17 protein-coding genes, 1 pseudogene and 1 riboswitch are annotated in these 18,515 nt (G+C 37.6%); of the genes and pseudogenes, 13 read left to right on the forward strand and 5 right to left on the reverse strand.

The features are described from left to right. Window positions 1-131: 131 nt before the first annotated feature. Window positions 132-557, reverse strand: coding sequence for a GyrI-like domain-containing protein (locus tag AB3H90_RS09370; protein ID WP_368016619.1), 426 nt, complete (start codon window positions 555-557; stop codon window positions 132-134). Window positions 558-594: 37 nt separating this feature from the next. Further along, complete coding sequence (locus AB3H90_RS09375; RefSeq protein ID WP_010737420.1) at window positions 595-915, reverse strand: MerR family transcriptional regulator; 321 nt, start codon at window positions 913-915, stop codon at window positions 595-597. A gap of 178 nt (window positions 916-1,093) precedes the next feature. On the opposite strand from AB3H90_RS09375, the gene AB3H90_RS09380 reads away from it, so the two are divergent. The 3 genes from AB3H90_RS09380 (at window position 1,094) to AB3H90_RS09390 (ending at window position 5,920) form a co-directional block, all read left to right on the forward strand. Next, complete coding sequence (locus AB3H90_RS09380; RefSeq protein WP_368016620.1) at window positions 1,094-3,697, forward strand: HAD-IC family P-type ATPase; 2,604 nt, start codon at window positions 1,094-1,096, stop codon at window positions 3,695-3,697. 195 nt (window positions 3,698-3,892) lie between these two features. Then, a complete protein-coding gene (locus AB3H90_RS09385; protein ID WP_010719402.1) occupies window positions 3,893-4,417 on the forward strand; it encodes an NfeD family protein in 525 nt (174 codons plus the stop codon). A 15-nt stretch (window positions 4,418-4,432) separates the two neighbouring features. After that, window positions 4,433-5,920 (forward strand): flotillin family protein, encoded by a 1,488-nt coding sequence (locus tag AB3H90_RS09390; RefSeq protein ID WP_368016621.1) that lies wholly within the window; start codon window positions 4,433-4,435, stop codon window positions 5,918-5,920. A gap of 77 nt (window positions 5,921-5,997) precedes the next feature. Here AB3H90_RS09390 and AB3H90_RS09395 read toward each other — a convergent pair whose 3' ends face one another. Further along, entirely contained in the window at window positions 5,998-6,591 is a 594-nt protein-coding gene (locus tag AB3H90_RS09395; RefSeq protein WP_010719400.1) for an aromatic acid exporter family protein, read from the reverse strand. A gap of 109 nt (window positions 6,592-6,700) precedes the next feature. Between AB3H90_RS09395 and AB3H90_RS09400 the strand changes: the two genes are divergently transcribed. After that, the gene (locus tag AB3H90_RS09400; protein WP_034700359.1) at window positions 6,701-7,654 is read left to right on the forward strand and encodes an aromatic acid exporter family protein; all 954 of its coding nucleotides are present in this window, start codon (window positions 6,701-6,703) and stop codon (window positions 7,652-7,654) included. Between the two features lie 111 nt (window positions 7,655-7,765). Here the strand turns inward: AB3H90_RS09400 and AB3H90_RS09405 are convergent, their stop codons facing one another. Beyond that, window positions 7,766-8,719, reverse strand: coding sequence for a Gfo/Idh/MocA family protein (locus tag AB3H90_RS09405; RefSeq protein WP_368016622.1), 954 nt, complete (start codon window positions 8,717-8,719; stop codon window positions 7,766-7,768). Between the two features lie 183 nt (window positions 8,720-8,902). Here AB3H90_RS09405 and AB3H90_RS09410 point away from each other — a divergent pair, with 183 nt between their 5' ends. The 6 genes from AB3H90_RS09410 (at window position 8,903) to AB3H90_RS09435 (ending at window position 14,055) form a co-directional block, all read left to right on the forward strand. Beyond that, window positions 8,903-9,439: a hypothetical protein gene (locus tag AB3H90_RS09410; RefSeq protein ID WP_014834723.1), complete on the forward strand. Its 537-nt coding sequence runs from the start codon at window positions 8,903-8,905 to the stop codon at window positions 9,437-9,439. A 14-nt stretch (window positions 9,440-9,453) separates the two neighbouring features. Beyond that, a complete protein-coding gene (locus AB3H90_RS09415) occupies window positions 9,454-10,257 on the forward strand; it encodes a D-alanyl-D-alanine carboxypeptidase family protein (protein ID WP_368016623.1) in 804 nt (267 codons plus the stop codon). 9 nt (window positions 10,258-10,266) lie between these two features. Next, the gene (locus tag AB3H90_RS09420; protein WP_010737427.1) at window positions 10,267-10,884 is read left to right on the forward strand and encodes a glycoside hydrolase family 73 protein; all 618 of its coding nucleotides are present in this window, start codon (window positions 10,267-10,269) and stop codon (window positions 10,882-10,884) included. A 22-nt stretch (window positions 10,885-10,906) separates the two neighbouring features. Next, the gene (locus AB3H90_RS09425; RefSeq protein ID WP_010737428.1) at window positions 10,907-11,590 is read left to right on the forward strand and encodes a hypothetical protein; all 684 of its coding nucleotides are present in this window, start codon (window positions 10,907-10,909) and stop codon (window positions 11,588-11,590) included. A gap of 321 nt (window positions 11,591-11,911) precedes the next feature. Further along, window positions 11,912-12,009, forward strand: a riboswitch (purine riboswitch). A gap of 151 nt (window positions 12,010-12,160) precedes the next feature. Continuing rightward, window positions 12,161-12,742, forward strand: coding sequence for a xanthine phosphoribosyltransferase (locus AB3H90_RS09430; RefSeq protein WP_010719393.1), 582 nt, complete (start codon window positions 12,161-12,163; stop codon window positions 12,740-12,742). 2 nt (window positions 12,743-12,744) lie between these two features. Next, on the forward strand, window positions 12,745-14,055 hold the full coding sequence (locus AB3H90_RS09435) for a nucleobase:cation symporter-2 family protein (RefSeq protein ID WP_368016624.1): 1,311 nt from the start codon (window positions 12,745-12,747) through the stop codon (window positions 14,053-14,055). Window positions 14,056-14,258: 203 nt separating this feature from the next. Here AB3H90_RS09435 and AB3H90_RS09440 read toward each other — a convergent pair whose 3' ends face one another. Further along, window positions 14,259-15,536: a hypothetical protein gene (locus AB3H90_RS09440; protein WP_368016625.1), complete on the reverse strand. Its 1,278-nt coding sequence runs from the start codon at window positions 15,534-15,536 to the stop codon at window positions 14,259-14,261. A 339-nt stretch (window positions 15,537-15,875) separates the two neighbouring features. Between AB3H90_RS09440 and AB3H90_RS09445 the strand changes: the two are divergent. The 3 genes and pseudogenes from AB3H90_RS09445 to purK all read left to right on the forward strand — a co-directional run. Further along, window positions 15,876-16,803 (forward strand): annotated as a pseudogene (locus AB3H90_RS09445) (transposase); the annotation flags it as partial. Between the two features lie 106 nt (window positions 16,804-16,909). Beyond that, window positions 16,910-17,398 carry a 5-(carboxyamino)imidazole ribonucleotide mutase gene (gene purE, locus AB3H90_RS09450; RefSeq protein WP_010719389.1) on the forward strand — a complete coding sequence of 163 codons (489 nt, stop codon included), beginning with the start codon at window positions 16,910-16,912 and terminating at the stop codon, window positions 17,396-17,398. Beyond that, on the forward strand, window positions 17,391-18,515 hold the full coding sequence (gene purK, locus AB3H90_RS09455; protein WP_368016626.1) for a 5-(carboxyamino)imidazole ribonucleotide synthase: 1,125 nt from the start codon (window positions 17,391-17,393) through the stop codon (window positions 18,513-18,515). The genes purE and purK overlap by 8 nt, the downstream gene beginning before the upstream one ends.

The following is an 18,515-nucleotide window of genomic DNA, read 5'->3' on the forward strand; positions in this document are numbered from 1 at the left end:
CTTATTGATTCGTAGCACTTAGTAGCAAATTTTTATTCTTGATTTATAAAAGAGTTACTATGTCTGAGTTTGATGTCTGATGTCAAACTCAGACGTAGTTTTTTCTTGTATAAATACTTAGTTATCCAAAGCTACGATTCAACTAAAATTTCTAAACGCGTCACATATTCTTCTGGCTTATTCGTTTCGTGAAAATCAATCAGATAAGATTCATAAAATGGACTGGCTCTATGAAGCGAATGGGTAGTCAGGTAGTTCATGATGGTAGCAATTCCTTTCTTCCTTTGTTCATAGTCACCTTTAAAACTATAACTAAGATAATTTCCAGCAGGGAGTATCTCAGCATCCTCATTTTTAATCGTAAGGTCAGGACAAAAATAAAATACTTGATAGGTAAAAGGATCTTCTTCTAAATGGATGATACTACCAAAAAGATTTTGATTATTAGTGCTTAATAAAGGTTCGTATTTTTTATGAAGTTCTTTTAACGAAAAGTCGATTTGTTCATCCGTTGCAACCGTAGAAGCTTTAAGAATCAGTCTTTTCGGTTGCTTCACTAATAGCACTTCTTGATAGTCTATGCTTTCTGCTTCTTCAATTAACTGGACACGTTCGATTAATAGTTCGATTTTTTTTTTGTGAGTCACTGATGAGTTGATGAAGTGCCTCGATTTCAAAAGCTAATAATTCTTTTGTCTTGCTGATTTCTTTTTGCTTCAAATAATCGGCGATCTCAGTAATGGAGACGTCAAAATAACGTAGGTCACGGATGGTATTCAGTTGTTCAATGTGTTCGTAAGAATAATTTCGATAGCCATTTTCATCATAATCCGGTGTAATCAAACCTAATTTTTCATAATAGCGTAAAGTATGGGCTGTAATATCATAGAGCTTTGCTAATTCATTGATTTTCAAATCATCACTTCCATTGATCAGTCATTTTAAGTAAGGTTATTTTACTACGAAACGTGGGGGAAATGTGAATGGAATTGATTTTTTTATTCTACATAGATAGATTTGCTTAAATTTTTCTTGACCTTAGAGTCACTCTAACCTTTATGATTTGATCAGTAAGAATTATTGGAGGAAAAAAATGAAAGAATGGTACACCTTATCAATCATAGAAATTAAAGAAAAATTAATGGTAAAAAAAGCAATGAACGAACAAGAAAGGAACGAACGACAACTTAAGTATGGAAGAAACGTCTTAGAAAATGGTATTAAAGTTCCAGAATGGAAAAAATTTCTTTCTTACTTTCATGATGCACTGATGTACATTTTACTAGGAGCTGCGATCGTTAAGCTTTTTACAGGCGCATATATTGAAGGCAGTATGATTTTTTTAGTTGTTTTCTTAAATGCGCTGATCGGCTATTTACAAGAACGAAAGGCAGCTTCATCTTTAGACAGCATTGCGGAATTACTTAGTGAAAAAGCAGTCATCATCGAAAAGGGACAGCAAAAAGAGATTGCACCAGCTGATTTAGTGGTGGGGGATCAACTCGTATTGGCTGCTGGAGATATCGTTTCTGCAGATGTTCGTTTGAGTGAAACGTTCAATTTACAAATCGATGAAGCAATTCTTACTGGAGAAACCCATGCGATCCAAAAGACGACCGACCCGTTACCGCTAGAGACTCCTTTAGCGGAACAAACGAATATGGCTTTTTCTGGGACTAAAGTGGAATCAGGCAGAGGAGTAGGGATCGTAGTCGCGGTTGGAACTGCTACAGAAATTGGAAAAATCAGCACTTCATTAGGGTCGATCACAGAACAAGAAACACCGTTATTGAAGAAAATCAAAGAAATGAATACTAGTATATTTAAAGGAATCGCTGCGTTGATTTTATTGTTAGCTACCGTATCCTACTTTTATTATGGCATGACTTGGGGCTATATAGCGACGGCTGTCATTGCCTTGATCGTGTCTTCTATCCCAGAAGGACTTCCTTCGATCTTAACGATTATTTTATCTTCGGGTGTCAATCGAATGGCAAAGAAACAAGCAATCGTCAAAAATCTACCCACAGTTGAAACGTTAGGGGCAATGACAGTAATTTGTTCAGATAAAACAGGAACACTGACTAAAAATGAAATGACATTGGTTAGCTTAGCGACTAGAGAAGCGAACCATGGGGTGGAAATGCTTGAAGAAAAAAACTGGACCAAAAATGAGACTTGGCTTGTTGAAGCGATGCATAATTGTCAAGAAACCCAACTAACTCAAGGAGTATGTCCAACTTCAGGTAATGCCACGGAATTAGCTTTATTAAAATGGACCAATCAACAACCGATCGAACTTTATCCAGTCGTTGATAAAATCCCTTTTGACTCAGCTTACAAATATATGGCGACCGTCCATGAGATTGCAGGAAAAAGGATCTTATTTGTGAAAGGTGCGCCAGATGTTTTACTGAATAAAGTGCAATATGAACTGGGATCAGATGGAAGACAACAACAGATAGATCATGCTATGTGGTTGCAAAAAAACGAACAATTAGCGCAAACAGGCCAACGTGTCTTAGCGTTTGCAATGAAAGAGCTAAAGGATCGTGAATTGTCACATGAAGAATTAACGAATGAGCTGGTGATGATTGGGCTTAGTGGCATCATTGATCCGCCAAAGGAATCAGCTATTGCTTCAGTCAAGGAAATGCAACAAGCAGGGATCAGAGTAAAAATGATCACTGGCGATCATCAAGCAACAGCAAAAGCGATCGCTGAGAAATTAGGTTTAAAAAATGCTAAATCGGCGATTACGGGAACGGAATTAGATCAATTGACAGAAGAAGAATGGAAGATCGCTGTCCGTGAGAATGATGTTTTTGCCAGGACGACACCTGAACATAAATTGGCTATTGTGACCTATCTCCAAGAACAAGATGAAATTGTTGGAATGACTGGGGACGGCGTTAATGATGCGCCAGCTTTGAAAAAAGCCGATGTCGGGATCGCTATGGGAATCAAAGGGAGCGATGTTAGCAAACAGGCAGCAGACATGGTGTTGGTAGATGATAATTTTGAGACCATTGCAAAAGCCGTGAAAGAAGGACGAAGAATTTTTGATAATTTGAAAAAGACGATTCTCTTTTATTTGCCAACTTGTTTAGCCCAAGGATTACTATTGCTCTTTTCATTGGTAGGAAATTTCCCATTACCTTTAACTACTGTACAAATCTTGTGGTTAAATCTAGTCGCTTCGATCACCCTTTCATACGCATTGGGTTTTGAAAAAGCAGATCAAGATGTTATGAATCGTCCACCGAGACCAATTAACGAAAAAATCCTATCAAAATATGCACTTTTGCGTATTTTATATGTTGGGATCATCATGACTATTTTAGGGTTCGTTGCAATGGATTTTGTTCCTGCTGAAGCGAAACAAACCGTTCTGATCAATGCGATGGTTTTTGGACAAGCCTTCTACATGGTTAATTGTCGAAGAGTGACTGAATTTAGTTTGACAAAAGATCTTTTTGAAAATCGGGCATTACTCTATTCGATTGGAGCGATGATCCTCTTACAAGGATTGATGTTAGTGTTCCCACCATTAAAAATTGCGATTGGGACAGTTTCGTTGACTGTCCAAGAAGTAAGCATCAGTTTACTACCTGGATTGGTTTTATTCCTTCTTGTTGAATTAGAGAAAGCTTTTGTAGGGATGACGGTAAAATCAACTCACAAACTAGATGCATGAGCCATTTTCTTTTTAAAGAAAAGAAGCGAACAAAAATAATAAACGATCCCATCAAAGTTCTTTTGTTGCCGGTGGGGTGTCCGCCCCACTGGCTAAATCGTCATTGGGAAATTGGTAAAACAAAATTATCGATCAAACTATACAGAAAGTTATTCTATTGGTATGATAGTACAAAACAGAGGAGGAGGCGATTACATGATTGGAGGGGTGGCATTAGAGACGATTTATTGGTATACACTTTTAACTTGTGCGGGGATTGCAGTTTTTCTGCTAGTCTTTGGAGATATTTTTGATTTCGATGGTCCAATTGACCCGATACTCATTGTCCCTTGGCTAACTTTTACCAGCCTGTTTGGGTATTTAGGAGAGCGCTTAACAGAATTAGATTCGCTGTTTTTATTGATTTCAAGTGGGGCGATTGCAACTGTTTTAGTGTTTTTGCTCAATTTTTATGTCCGAATGCCGATGAAAAATGCTGAAAGTACGTTGTCGGCATCAGAAAAAACTCTTGAAGGACAGATGGCGATTGTAGTTACACCCATACCATTAAAAGGGATGGGGGAGATCCAATTAAAAAGTGTGACTGGTTCGATTACGCGACCTGCATGCTTTTATGCCCCACAAAGTTCACCAGCTAAGCAAGGGGAACAGGTCTTGATCATTGAAGTAAAAGAAAGAGTTTGTTATGTAACGCCTTATGAAGGCATGCTAAAAATATGAAGGAGTGTGTAAGAAATGGAAATATCAGGAGTTTATATCGCAATTGCTATTGCAGTATTGATCATTTTAATGTTACTGATCGTCTTTGTAGCAAAATATCAAACTGCCAAACCAGATGAAGCATTAATTATTAGCGGGAGTTATTTAGGCAGTAAAAATGTCCACGCAGATGAAAGTAATAATAAAATCAAAATCGTTCGTGGTGGCGGGGCATTTGTTTTACCAGTTTTCCAACGCTCGAATCGGATCAGTCTCTTGTCAAGCAAGTTAGATGTTTCGACGCCAGAAGTCTATACTGAACAAGGGGTACCAGTGATGTGTGATGGCACCTCGATCATCAAGATTGGTTCTTCAGTGGAAGAAATTGCGACTGCTGCAGAACAGTTTCTAGGTAAAACACGTGAGGAACTTGAAAATGAAGCAAGAGAAGTTTTGGAAGGGCATCTTCGTTCCATTTTGGGTTCGATGACTGTAGAAGAAATTTATCAAAACCGCGACAAATTTAGTCAAAGCGTTCAAGAAGTAGCATCTGTTGATTTAGCGAAAATGGGATTGATTATTGTTTCGTTTACGATCAAAGAAGTTCGTGATAAAAACGGTTACTTAGATTCTTTAGGGAAACCACGGATCGCCCAAGTGAAACGTGACGCAGATATTGCGGAAGCAGAAGCGTTAAAAGAAACACGTATTAAAAAAGCAGAAGCTGAAAAAGATTCTCAAGCAGCGGAACTACAAAGACAGACGGAAATTGCAGAATCAATCAAAGAAAAAGAATTAAAACTAGCTTCTTACAAGCAAGAACAAGATATTGCAAAAGCCAAAGCAGACCAAGCCTATAACTTGGAAAGCGCTCGGGCGCAACAACATGTTGTTGAACAAGAAATGGAAGTAAAAGTCATTGAACGACAAAAACAAATTGAATTAGAAGAAAAAGAAATCATTCGTCGTGAGAAACAATACGATTCAGAAGTGAAGAAAAAAGCTGATGCGGATCGTTATGCCAAAGAACAAGAAGCACAAGCTCAAAAAGTAAAAGAAGTAACTGAAGCCGAAGCTGAACAATTCCGCGTTGAAGCACTGGCACAAGCCGAAGCCAATAAAACCCGGTTAGCTGGTCAAGCGGAAGCGGAAGCGACTTTAGCCAAAGGAGCGGCCGAAGCTGAAGCCAAAGCCAAAATCGCAGATGCGTTCAAAGAATATGGTGAAGCAGCGGTCTTGAGTATGGTAATCGAGATGTTACCACAATTAATGAAAGAAGCAGCACAACCATTAGGAAACATTGAGAAAATCTCAGTGGTTGATACCAGTAACGGGTCAAGCGAAAATGGCGGAGCAAATCGGGTGACTAACTATGCTACCAATCTCTTAGCTTCCACTCAAGAAACGTTGAAAGAAACAACAGGATTAGATATCAAAGACATTATCGAAAATCTCTCTAATCGTGGAACGATGAAACAAGTTAATCTCTATGAAAACGGGGAACAACCCAATCAAGCAGAATAACTATTGTTTAAATTAGTTAGAAAAATAAACAAACCAGTTTCTTTCATGTTGAAGAGACTGGTTTGTTTATTTATGTATTAGCTATTTTTGTGTTTTTTGATCTGTTCTTCGACTTCTGCCAAATTTTCTCTAAGCAACGCTTCTTTTTTTTGCAGCTCAACTAAGTCTTCTACAAGCTCTTCTTTCTTTTCTGTCTCAGGTGGACGGAGAAAGAAATTGATTCCGATGGCGATAAAGGTTCCAATGAATGTGTCTAAGACTCGTTGGATCGCATATAAAGAGGATTCGCCTTGAGGAACGCTCAGGGCAATCAACAACAAAGTGGCGATTGCTGAGATGATCCCAGAATTATTATTGATTCCGTCAGATACCACGATGACGATGACCACTAGAACCGGCAGCAGAAATAATTCCACTAAAAAATCATTGTGAAAATAGTTCTTTACTAAAAAATAGATGATTCCGAGAAAGCCGCCGATTGAATTGCCAATGATTCTTGAACGACCAAAGGAAACAGTAGTGGTTAAATCTTGGCGCAAGGAAAAAACAGCTGACAATGCAGCAATCATCGGTAGTCCTCGATCAGTGACGTGGAAAAATAAAATACATAAAAAAACTGCTAATGCGCTTTTTATTGTTCGCATTCCTAAACGAAAACGGCCAAATTCCATCGCTTATTCTCCTTTTAGTCCTTTTTAATAGGATAACGAACTTTTAAAGAGATTGCTAGTTTTTAGCTAAGTCTTTTAGTATAATTCTAAGAAAAGAGAGGGGTTGCTTATGCGTATCGGAATGAGGACCGTGAAAACAGTGGTTAGTAGTATGTTGTCCATGGTTACCGCCCAAATGTTTTCATTATTGTTTTGGCCTTCAGCAGGAATCATTGCTTTGTTAAGTGTGGGCAACACGAAACGTTCAACTTTAAGAACTGGGATGTTAAGGATTGCGGCATTTATTTTAGCGACTGTGATTGCTTTTATTAGTTTTTTTATTTTTGATTATACGATCTTGGGGTTTGGCTTGTTCCTACTACTGTTTATTCCTCTGACTGTTGGGTTAAAATTGACGGATGGAATTGTCGTAAATTCTGTGCTAGTCACACACTATTTAAGTGAAAAAAATATGAGTTGGTCGTTGATCGGTAATGCAGCAAGTTTAATGGCTATCGGTGTTTTTTTTGCACTAGTAGCGAATATCTATATGCCGGATATCAAAAAACAGCTACAAAAAAATCAACAATTGATCGAAGAAGAGTTTCGTATCATTTTAAACAACATGGCTGATTTCCTACTGACTGGAAGAAATACCAACAATCAACTGCTTTGTGATAAATTGTTGGCTTTCGTAAGAGAAAGTCAGAGCGATGCTAGGAAGTACCAAGAGAATTACTGGGTGAAACAAACGCAATACTATGAAACGTATTTTTCCATGCGTCGAACCCAAATCAACGTGATCAAAGATATGCAGGGAAATCTGGATCGAATCCAAGATCCGGTTCCTTATGGCAAGCATATTTACGGCTTGTTGGTTTATACTGCAGAAACTTTTTCTGAAAAGAATGATGGGAAAGAATTATTGAAGCGGATTGAAGAAGTCTACGAACTATATCGGGACATGGCTATGCCCAAAGAACGTTTAGAATTTGAAGATCGAGCAGAATTGTTTCAATTTTTGCAATCCTTTAAGAGCTTTATTGAAATCAAAGCGGAATTTTCGCAACAATCGATTGGTTAAATTATTCAGTTCAATGAATGAAATACAGAGAAGCTGTTTAAGCATTGGGGATGTCTCCGTTGCTTAAACAGCTTTTCATGTTTTGAAAAATTCCAGCTTATTTCAAGGAGCTTATTTTTGCCAAAGCTTTTGCATCCCATCAAGGATCTCGATGACATCGTGGGTCAGAAACAACGAACGGTTAGGGAGTTCGCCTTTAATAGTTTTGACCATATTTTCGATTTCATAATTCATGGCTTGCGCGGTGCTGCCGCTTTCGATCCATTCTTTTGTCCCGTCATTGAAGATGATCTGCGCACGATCCGCACGAGGGTAATCGGTGATGGTGATATAGCCTTCTTCAAAGGCAACGATTCCCACTTTAGGCATTTTGGCTTGGAAAGTCAGACTGATCGTTGCTAACTCATTTTCTTTATTCCTTAAAATAGTCACTGACTGTTCATCCACACCTGTTTCAAATGGTACCATTGTTGATGCAATAACTTCTGGTTGAGATCTCAAAAAGAAACGAGCAAACGAGACGGCATATGTCCCAATATCTAATAAAGCACCACCAGCTAATTCAGGATTGAAAAAGCGATTGGTTGGGTCGGGATCTTTATAGCTGCCAAATGGTGCTTGAATCATTTTTAATGCCCCAAGCTTGTTTGTATCGATCAAAGAACGTAACTGTTGATACAATGGCATATTGAAAATCGTCATCGCTTCTGCTAACACTAGATTCTTTTCTTCTGCTAATTTCATTGCTTCGGTCAGTTCTTTTTTATTCATGGTGATCGCTTTTTCACATAAAACATGCTTATTCGCTGCTAATGCTTCCATGATATGTTGACTATGTTGACGATTGGGAACGGCAATATAAATAATATCGATTTCTTGGTCATTAAGCATTTCTTGATAACTACCATATGCTTTAGGAATATGATAGCGTTGTGCAAATGCTTCTGCTTTATCTATTGTTCGTGAAGCAACTGCTGCCAACTCGCTTGTTTCTTGGTCAAAATGTTCCGCAAACTCATGTGCAATATTTCCTAAGCCAATGATTCCCCATTGATACTTTTTCATACTTCAAAACTCCTTCTCGTGTTATATTTAATATAGTGAATGAAACAAAAAAATGCCATTGTCCTTGTTTAATTATACCAAATGAATCGTTAAAATTTGTGTTAGAGTACTTTAATAAGAAAAAGTAAAGCCGTAGTGAATTTTTTTGAAAATTAAGTAAAATGAGTAGAGGGGGAAAATTTTATGCATCAAGTTTATGTTGATTTGATTCTTAGTGTATTACTGGAACAGTACGCAACAGAAAAGAATTTTTTAGAGGACTATTTAGTAATTGACGAAGCGCAGTGGGAAGGCTGGAAACGAGGAGAGAAGAACCTTCCATCTGAAACCATGCAGAAAATCAAAAACCTGTTTACTGATTATGAATGGATGCTTACGCAAAAGATTTTACGACAAACGATCATTTTCCCTGAAAAAAGGACGACTGCAGTGGCAGAGTATAAACAAATCAAAACGAGAATCGCTCAAAAATGGTTAACGGATGGTCCTGCCAAAGTCGAATTGATTCCATTAAAAAACGATCAATATCTTACAGGGTTCCTTGACTTGAAGGTAAGTATTAATTATGATGAATGGGGTTATGACGACATCTTGAACTTTCGATTACCTGCAGACGTTCAAAGACAGATCGAAGGCGAGAAATTGGAACTGTTGGATTGGGTAAACGAGAATTTAGAAGAAACCTATGTTCATGAAAAAAATGAACATAAAAAGGAATGAGAGGATTTTTAAGAGTGAATAAAGTTTTAGGGTTTGGAGCAGTTGTGATCATGGTTGCCGCAATGGGGTACATCTTTGTAAGCGAGCAACACATGAAATCTGACGTCCAAGCAGAAAATCAAACAACTGAACAAGTAACCAAACAGACAACAAAGAGTTCCAAAGAAACTAAAGTGAAGGATTCTACCAAAAAAAGTGAAGATTTACCAAAGGTTCAACCGACCGATTGGGATCTTGTCTTGGTAGGACCTGATCATAAAATCGAAAAAGAAATCAATGAAGACACGCAGCTGGCATCACTGCCCAATGGTTATTTGATCGATAAACGTATCGAATCCCATTATGAAGATTTTGCGAAAGCAGCACAATCTGCAGGTTTTCCTTTAGTGATGGTCTCCGTATATCGTTCGGTTGCAGCACAGCAACAGGTGTTTACACAAAATGTCCAAGAAGTGATGAGTAGTCAACATGTTTCAGAGGAAGAGGCGACAGCAATCACGAAACAAACAATCACCGTCCCTGGACATAGCGAACATCATACAGGCTTAGCGGTCGATGTAGTGGATGAAAATTGGTATAATAATTATCCTTCACAGCTTTTAGAGGCAAGTTATGGAGATCAACCAGGGGCAAAATGGATTGCTGAAAATGCGCCTAAATATGGATTTATCATACGTTATCCTAAAGATCGTCAAAATATTACAAAAATCACGTATGAACCATGGCACCTGCGTTATGTTGGAGAAGAAAGTGCGGCCTATATTTCGAAACATGATATCACATTAGAAGAATACTTAGAACAATTACAAAAGAAATAGGAGTAGTGAATGGCCAAAAAAAAATGGAAGAAACAAAAACGTAATTCATTACGCTTGATTGCTGTGATTTTTGGTGGAATATTGTTGATGATAGCTTTTGTTCTCTCTTTACGAGGCTTGTCAGCGCCTCTTGTTGGGCAAGAACAGAATAACAATGAGGCACAAACACATCAACAATTTATTGATCGATTAGCTCCTCATGCGAAAGAATTACAAACCGGCTATGGCGTTCTCCCAAGTATCATTTTAGGTCAGGCAATTCTTGAATCAAACTGGGGCGAGAGTACGTTAGCCAGTCAATACAATAATCTTTTTGGAATTAAAGCATATGGTGATCAAAAAAAGGTCAATTTAGAAACAAAGGAATTTGTGAATGAAGAATGGGTCACGATCCAAGGAGATTTTCGTGTGTATGATTCATGGGAACAATCGATGGACTCTCACACACAACTTTTTGTGAATGGGGTAGATTGGAATCCAGCATTATATGAAAAAGTGATCACGGCTACGAACTATCGTGAAGCTGCCCAAGCACTGCAAGACGCAGGCTACGCAACTGACCCTTCCTACGCACAAAAAATTATCCAAGTCATTGAAACCTATCACTTGGATCAATATGATCAATAACAATGAAAAAGGGAGTGGCAAGATGGCAGAGCAATTTACCCCTGAAATTATGACCGAGCTACGAAAAGATATCGTTAGAGTACCTGAGGTCATTATGGAGGCAAGTGGTATTAAGATTTTTGGAAAACTGATACGATCGATTATTTTTACTACTGATATAGCAATTGTCCGGAATACAAATGCAAATGCCGTGATTGCTGTGTACCCATTTACTCCGCATCCTGCAATCACTAAAAGTATTATCGAAGCAGCAGACATTCCAGTATTTTCAGGTGTTGGCGGAGGTCTAACACAAGGTACGCGCTCTTCTTACATGAGCTTATTCGCTGAAGCGCAAGGATCGTTAGGAGTCGTTTTAAATGCACCCACACCACTTGAAACAGTTCAAGAAGTTTGTCGTGCAGTGGATATCCCAGTGATTAGTACAGTGACATCGAAATATACAGAAATCGATGAAAAATTGGCAGCAGGTATTACGATCATCAATATCAGTGCAGGGAAAGAAACAACTGAAACGGTAAAATTTTTCCGAGAAAAGTATCCGGAACTACCGATTATTGCTACTGGTGGTCCAACAGATCAAAGCATCTTGGATACGATCAAAGCTGGAGCGAACGCTATTACCTATACTCCTCCAAGTAACGGGGAATTATTTAGTCGTAAAATGGAAAAGTATCGACAACTTGAAAAGCAAGAGGAATCATAAAAATCAAAAACAAGTCAAAAAAGAGAAAAAATCGTGGCACTCACGTAAATTCTCTTTTTTCTCTTTATTTCTGTCAGAAATACCGAACAACCTTGCTGAATGAGATCAAAAATATTAGATTTTAGAAAAAAATAGTGAAAGTTGGTTGTCACTTTCTGAAACAGATGTTAAACTGTTTTCATCGTTTGGAACAAAAGCTAACATTAAAAGTGCCAAACAACGATTATGAATGCTTGAACCAATCAACATATTTTATTAAAGCTGCTTCTAGACTACTTGAGCAAAATAGATCACTATTTTGTTTCTTAAGAGGATCGAAGGAACGTAGTGATATAGCCCACTTATATATCGTCATGATAAGGATGACAGTTTCTAGCCAGCACCGTAAATGCTGGACTATAAGTGAAAGAGTGTCTTGCACCCTTTTTACTTATTTAGTAAAAGGGTTTTTTTGTTTAAAAAGCAGGCATTTTTGCGTATTTCGCACGAGCTTGAAACCTTGAAAGGGTGATCCATGAGGTCGAATAGTGGTTAGCTTTGATATCAATAAATGAAAAAGGGGAAAATAAAGTGAAAGAATTAGTGGAACGTATTCAAAAAGATGGCCGTGTGCTAGGTGAAGGCGTCTTAAAAGTAGATAGCTTTGTGACGCATCAAGTGGATCCGGTATTAATGGAACAAATAGGCCAACGATTTGCGGAAGTTTTCAAAGATCAAGGAATCACTAAAGTGGTAACGATTGAAGCTTCTGGAATTGCACCAGCTTTATTTGTGGCACAGACATTAAATGTACCAATGATTTTTGCCAGAAAAGCCAAAAGCTTGACGATGGATGAAGAATTGTTGACTACTTCTGTTTATTCCTTTACAAAACAAGTGACTAGTACGATTTCTATCTCTCGTAAATTTTTATCTGCAGAGGACAAAGTTTTAATCATTGATGATTTCTTAGCGAACGGTCAAGCGGCGAAAGGGTTGGTTGAATTGTGCCGCCAAGCAGGTGCAGGAGTCGAAGGGATCGGCATCCTGATTGAAAAATCGTTCCAAGATGGCCGTCAGCTATTAGAAGAAATGGGCTTGAAAGTTGTTTCATTGGCACGAATTGCGGCATTATCCAACGGACAAGTTGAATTTCTTGAGGAGGATGCATAAAGGTGGAGAAAGAAACAAAAAATGGCCAAGCCGCAGTATTAGGTTTACAACATCTCTTAGCAATGTATGCTGGGGCAGTTGCTGTTCCATTGCTGATCGGTACGGGACTAGGGTTTAATCAAGAGCAAATGACGTACTTGATCTCGATTGATATTTTTATGTGTGGCTTAGCAACATTATTACAATTGACGGTTAATCGTTTTTTTGGTATTGGGTTGCCAGTTGTTTTAGGTTGTGCCATTCAAGCAGTTGCACCACTGATCCTAATTGGGAGCGACCAAGGTGTTGGGGCAATTTATGGTTCGATTATCGCTTCTGGTATTTTTGTTGTTTTAGTGTCTGGATTTTTCTCAAAGATCAAACGATTATTTCCGCCGATCGTGACTGGGACGGTCATTACCGTGATTGGGTTGACGTTGATTCCAGTTGCAATCGAAAAAATGGGCGGTGGCGATTCATCTGCGACTAATTTTGGAAATCAAACCAATTTATTGCTAGCTTTCGTTACAATTGCACTGATCGTCGGAGTACAAATGTTAGCTAAAGGGTTTGTTCGCTCGATTGCTGTACTGATCGGTTTAGTTGGCGGGAGTATTTTAGCTGCTGTACTGGGAATGGTGGATTTAAGTGCGATTGGTCAAGCACCTGTTTTTCACATGCCTCAACCTTTTTATTTTGGAAAACCAACTTTTGATGTCTGGTCGATCTTGTTGATGATCATTATTTCTATTGTGAGTATGGTAGAGTCAACAGGTGTTTACTTTGCGCTAGGGGATATCACTGGACAAAAAGTGGGCGAAGAAGAATTGAAAAAAGGCTATCGTGCCGAAGGTCTGGCGGTTATTTTAGGTGGGATTTTCAATACATTCCCTTACACTGGTTTTTCTCAAAATGTTGGGCTAGTCCAACTTTCTGGTATCAAGACAAGAAAGCCAATTTATTTCTCTGCAATTTTTTTGATTATTCTTGGATTATTTCCTAAAATAGGTGCTTTGGCACAAATCATTCCAGAGCCAGTTCTAGGTGGCGGCATGTTAGTCATGTTTGGGATGGTTGCTGTTCAAGGTATTCGGATGTTGATGGAAGTTGATTTTACGAATGACAAAAATCTCTTGATTACTGCTGTTTCGATTGGTTTTGGCTTAGGATTCAATATTATGCCGACTTTATTTAGCCAATTACCCCCAACAGTTCAAATGTTTACGGGGAATGGGATCGTCATGAGTAGCGTGACAGCGATCGTTTTGAATCTTATTTTTAACGGGTTGAAAAAAGATGAAGAGATTATTGAAGAAGCATTAGCAAAAAAATAACTTGAATCGTCCTAAAAATGAGACTGAGACAAAAGTAACATCTTCGAAAAATAAGCAGGGATTGACCAAAAAGTTGAAAAGCAAATTTTGGAAATTCCTGCTTATTTCTTGACGCTAAATACCTTTGTCTCAACCTCGTTCTAGTTTATTTCTTTATGTATACGCTAAAATCAATATTCTATACTTATTATATGCTATTTATGCTATGCAAAAGAGGAACCCCGCTCTGATTTATCTGGTTGTTTACTTTTTTCAGGTTGTTTCCCTTGACTTACAATTTCACTTTGTTTTTCCTTCGCATTTTCTTTTAGATCAATAAATGTACTTTGACCCCTCATTGTTGCAAATTCCTTTTTTTGGTCAGCTAAATTTTGAACTATTTTTATTGAATTCTTAATTTTTTCCGAAAGTATTTTATTCGAATTTTCTAAGTTTGTCAAATCATCCTTGAATTTGGGATCAATTTGTTGGGTTACTTGTGTAATTTCAGATAAACGATCCACCTTATTCACCAAAGTTTTGAGATTCGTTTTTAAAGCATTAAGCTCAGCCTGTTTTTCTTGACTTATGGGTAACATTTTATCTATTGCTGCTTCACTCTCCATTATATATGCTGCTTTATCTACAGATATCGTACTCAATTCTTTATTATAAGTTACTATATTTTGATCTTTTGTGTCTAATTTTTTCGTTAAATCTCTCTTCTCTCCTGTAAAATACACTATAATTTTATTGAAAAATGACGAATTATCTATTTCATTTATTTGATTTTTTATGTTCTTTCGGCTCTCTTTTTCATTACTTAATTTATCTTGGATTCTAGACTCTTTTTTATCTAGCAGGGACATTTTATGTTTATTATCTTTAACATACTGCACAGTGTTTGTGATTTCCTCAAATTGGTTTTCTTTGAGTTTTCCATTTTTATCAGGACTGTTAGTCGTTAAGTTATTGTATTTTGCTTCTAACTGGTTGTTTGACTTTTTAAAATTGTCCATATACACCTTAATTTTTTTATCATCAGGTTCTTCTCTTTGTTCTCTCAGTGCTTGTAACGTGCCCAAATTAGCCGCTGCATTTTTTTCCTCTTTCGCTTTTTGCTGTCGTTGTACTTTGGGTTTATTTATGTTTTCCATATGATTGTATCTGTTTTTGGCATATTTAAGTTTTTCTGATATTTTTAATGCTTCATTGCCAAAAGGATCGGATATCCGAGCATGCTGCATTTCCAATTTATTCACTTGTACTTTTGCTTCATCTAATTCTTTTGCGCTAAATGCTGGTTGATCCTTTTCTTCTTGATGATGACTTTTCATATATTCCAAGCATTTATTTTCTTTTTCGTAGGTTTCTTTCGCCACTTTGCTCGCTGATGAATATTCATGTTTCACATTAAGGGCTTGTTTTGCTTTTTCAGTTATTTTTCTTTGACTGTTAATCTCATCTTTTGTAAAGTAAAACCCTTCATACCATTCTTTCATCTCTTCACTCCTCTATTTTTATTCATAGTTCAATCTTAACACGTTAAGATTATTGTTATATTCTAATAATTTCTTTTGTTAGGAAAAGATGAAAAACTACTCTTTTCTTCTACTTGTATAATGGATAATTACATAAATCTATACAAAGGATATGATAGTTCCCACGAAATTTATTGTTTCCATTTACAAAAACATACTAAGATTAGAGAGTGGGACAATAGTCAGAAAAAATCTGATTATTGTCCCATTTTATTTTGATTTTAAGGCACACAAAAAGCACACAACCTTGTATGATTCAAGTGCTTAAACAAAAATCAAAGGAGTGTGCTTTATGTTTAAAAATAATACCATCAACCAAACAACTTTACCACTAGATGTAGAACATTTACTGATGCCGCCTTTATGCGGATGAAAGACGATTATATGCGAAATGGACAGCTCAAACCAGGTTATCATTTACAAATCACCACCGAAAATCAGTATGTTTTGAGCTATGAATTATTTTCGAATCCCACAGACACCAAAACATTGAAGCCATTTTTAGATAGTTTTTTAGACCAACATAAGGAGTTGCCGGAGTACATTGTGGCAGATGCAGGGTATGGTAGCGAAGAAATTTACATGTATATCAACGATGTTTTACATAAAACCCCCTTGATTACCTATGGAAGTTACCACAAAGAAAATAAAAAGAAGGACAAGGAGAATCCGTTTAACGTGGAGAATTGGCGTTATTTTGAAGAACAAGACACCTATATTTGCCCAGCGAATCGTCCGGTACCGTTCAAAAATTATAGTCGCAGAATAGATAAAGGTGGCTTTATTCGAGATTTCAAAATCTATGAATGTGAGGATTGTCGGAACTGTCCAGTCCGTCGTCAATGTACGCGTGTGAAAAGTGAACAAAAGCGAAAAATTCAAGTAAATAATAATTAGCGCTATTTCAAAGCAGAATGCAGAAAAAAGCTTCTAGAGGAGAAAACTGGTTCGATTTATCGGAAACGAAAAATGGATGTCGAACCCGCGTTCGGATATCTAAAGGCTAGCTTGGTGTTCCATCGTTTCCATTTACGTGGAAAACAAGGAGCAAGGATTGGTATTGGTTTGGCACTGATGGCATTAAATTTAAGAAAATTAGGAAAATATATGGAGAGGAAAGTGCGCATAACAAAAAATAAGTTCGATTTTGACAATAAACATCAAAATCGAACTTATTTTCTTTTTGAGAAAGAACGATTGTCTCGCTCTCGTTTTTTCGCTGATATAAATACCGAACATTAAAGATGAAAATCTTTATAATATTCGAAAATTCTTTGACATCAAAAAAACCGATTGCTAAAATATGAATGTGAAAGTAGAGAAAGGAGAAATGTATGACAATCAAGGTTGCGGTAATTATGGGGAGTACATCTGATTGGGAAACAATGAAAAATACTTGCGAGATTCTAGAAGAGTTTGAGGTGGCTTATGAAAAGAAAGTCGTCTCTGCGCATCGTACACCTGATTTGATGTTTCAGTATGCCAAAGAAGCACGAGCAAGGGGAATCAAAGTGATCATTGCTGGAGCAGGTGGAGCCGCTCATCTGCCAGGAATGGTGGCTTCTCAAACAACCTTACCAGTAATTGGCGTTCCGGTACAAACACGAACATTGAACGGATTAGATTCGCTATTATCTATTGTCCAGATGCCTGGTGGTGTTCCTGTGGCAACGACGGCGATTGGAAAAGCGGGGGCAATTAACGCTGGACTACTTGCGGTTGAGATGCTTTCAATGTATGATTTAAAGTTGGAGGCTAAGTTAGCGAAAAGACGGTTAATGTTAGCTGAAACTGTGATAGAAAGTAGTGATCAACTTGGTTAAACCTTTGTTGCCTGGATCAACGATCGGAATTGTCGGTGGCGGACAATTAGGACGGATGATGGCGATCAGTGCAAAAGAAATGGGCTTTAAAGTCGGGGTTCTTGATCCTGTAACGAATTGTCCAGCAGCTCAAGTAGCTGATTGGTATATTCAAGGAACATACGATGATACTTTTGCATTGGAAGAACTTGCTAGACGAACAGATGTTATCACGTATGAATTTGAAAACGTCAGTGTGGAAGCATTAAATGCCATTTCCTCTATGTCGTTTATTCCTCAAGGAACTGATTTATTAGCGATTACCCAAGATCGTCTTTTAGAAAAATCTTTTTTAGAAACGAATAATATCGTTATTGCTCCTTATGCGACAATTGTAAGTCCAACCGATATTCAAGATGCCATTGATGGTATTGGTTATCCTTGTGTGTTGAAAACGACACGAGGTGGATATGACGGCAAGGGACAATATGTCTTGAAAAGTCGGGCAGACCTTGCGCCAGCAATGGATTTACTAAGGGAAGGGACCTGTGTATTGGAAGCATGGATTCCCTTTGAAAAAGAAATCTCGATCTTAGTTGCTGGAAACGGACAAGGGAATTATAGTACATTTCCAGTGGTCGAAAATATCCACCGTAACAACATTTTACATGAAACGATTGCACCAGCAGCAATCGCTGATGAGGTTGTTGAAGAAGCAGAGCGGATCGCTAGAGTCATCGCTGAAGGAATGAGCTTATCTGGCGTACTTTGCATTGAAATGTTTTTAACAAAAACTGGTGGTTTATATGTGAATGAATTAGCACCACGACCTCACAACTCGGGACATTACTCCATTGAAGCATGCTCGATGAGTCAATTTGATGCCCATATTCGGGGAATATGTGGTTGGCCATTAAGTAAAAAAGTCCGTTTATTGAGTGAGGCAGTGATGGTCAATGTATTGGGCGAGCAGTTATTAGAAAGCTATCATTTGATCGATAAAAAACCAGATTGGCAATTTCATTTTTATGGGAAAGCACAAGCGAAAAAGGGTCGTAAAATGGGGCATATTACTATCGTAACTGAAGACATTCAACAAACTTTGGATGAAATAAAGAAAACCAATATTTGGGATTAA

This window comes from Enterococcus sp. C63 (assembly GCF_040887215.1).
Lineage (GTDB): Bacteria > Bacillota > Bacilli > Lactobacillales > Enterococcaceae > Enterococcus_B > Enterococcus_B hirae.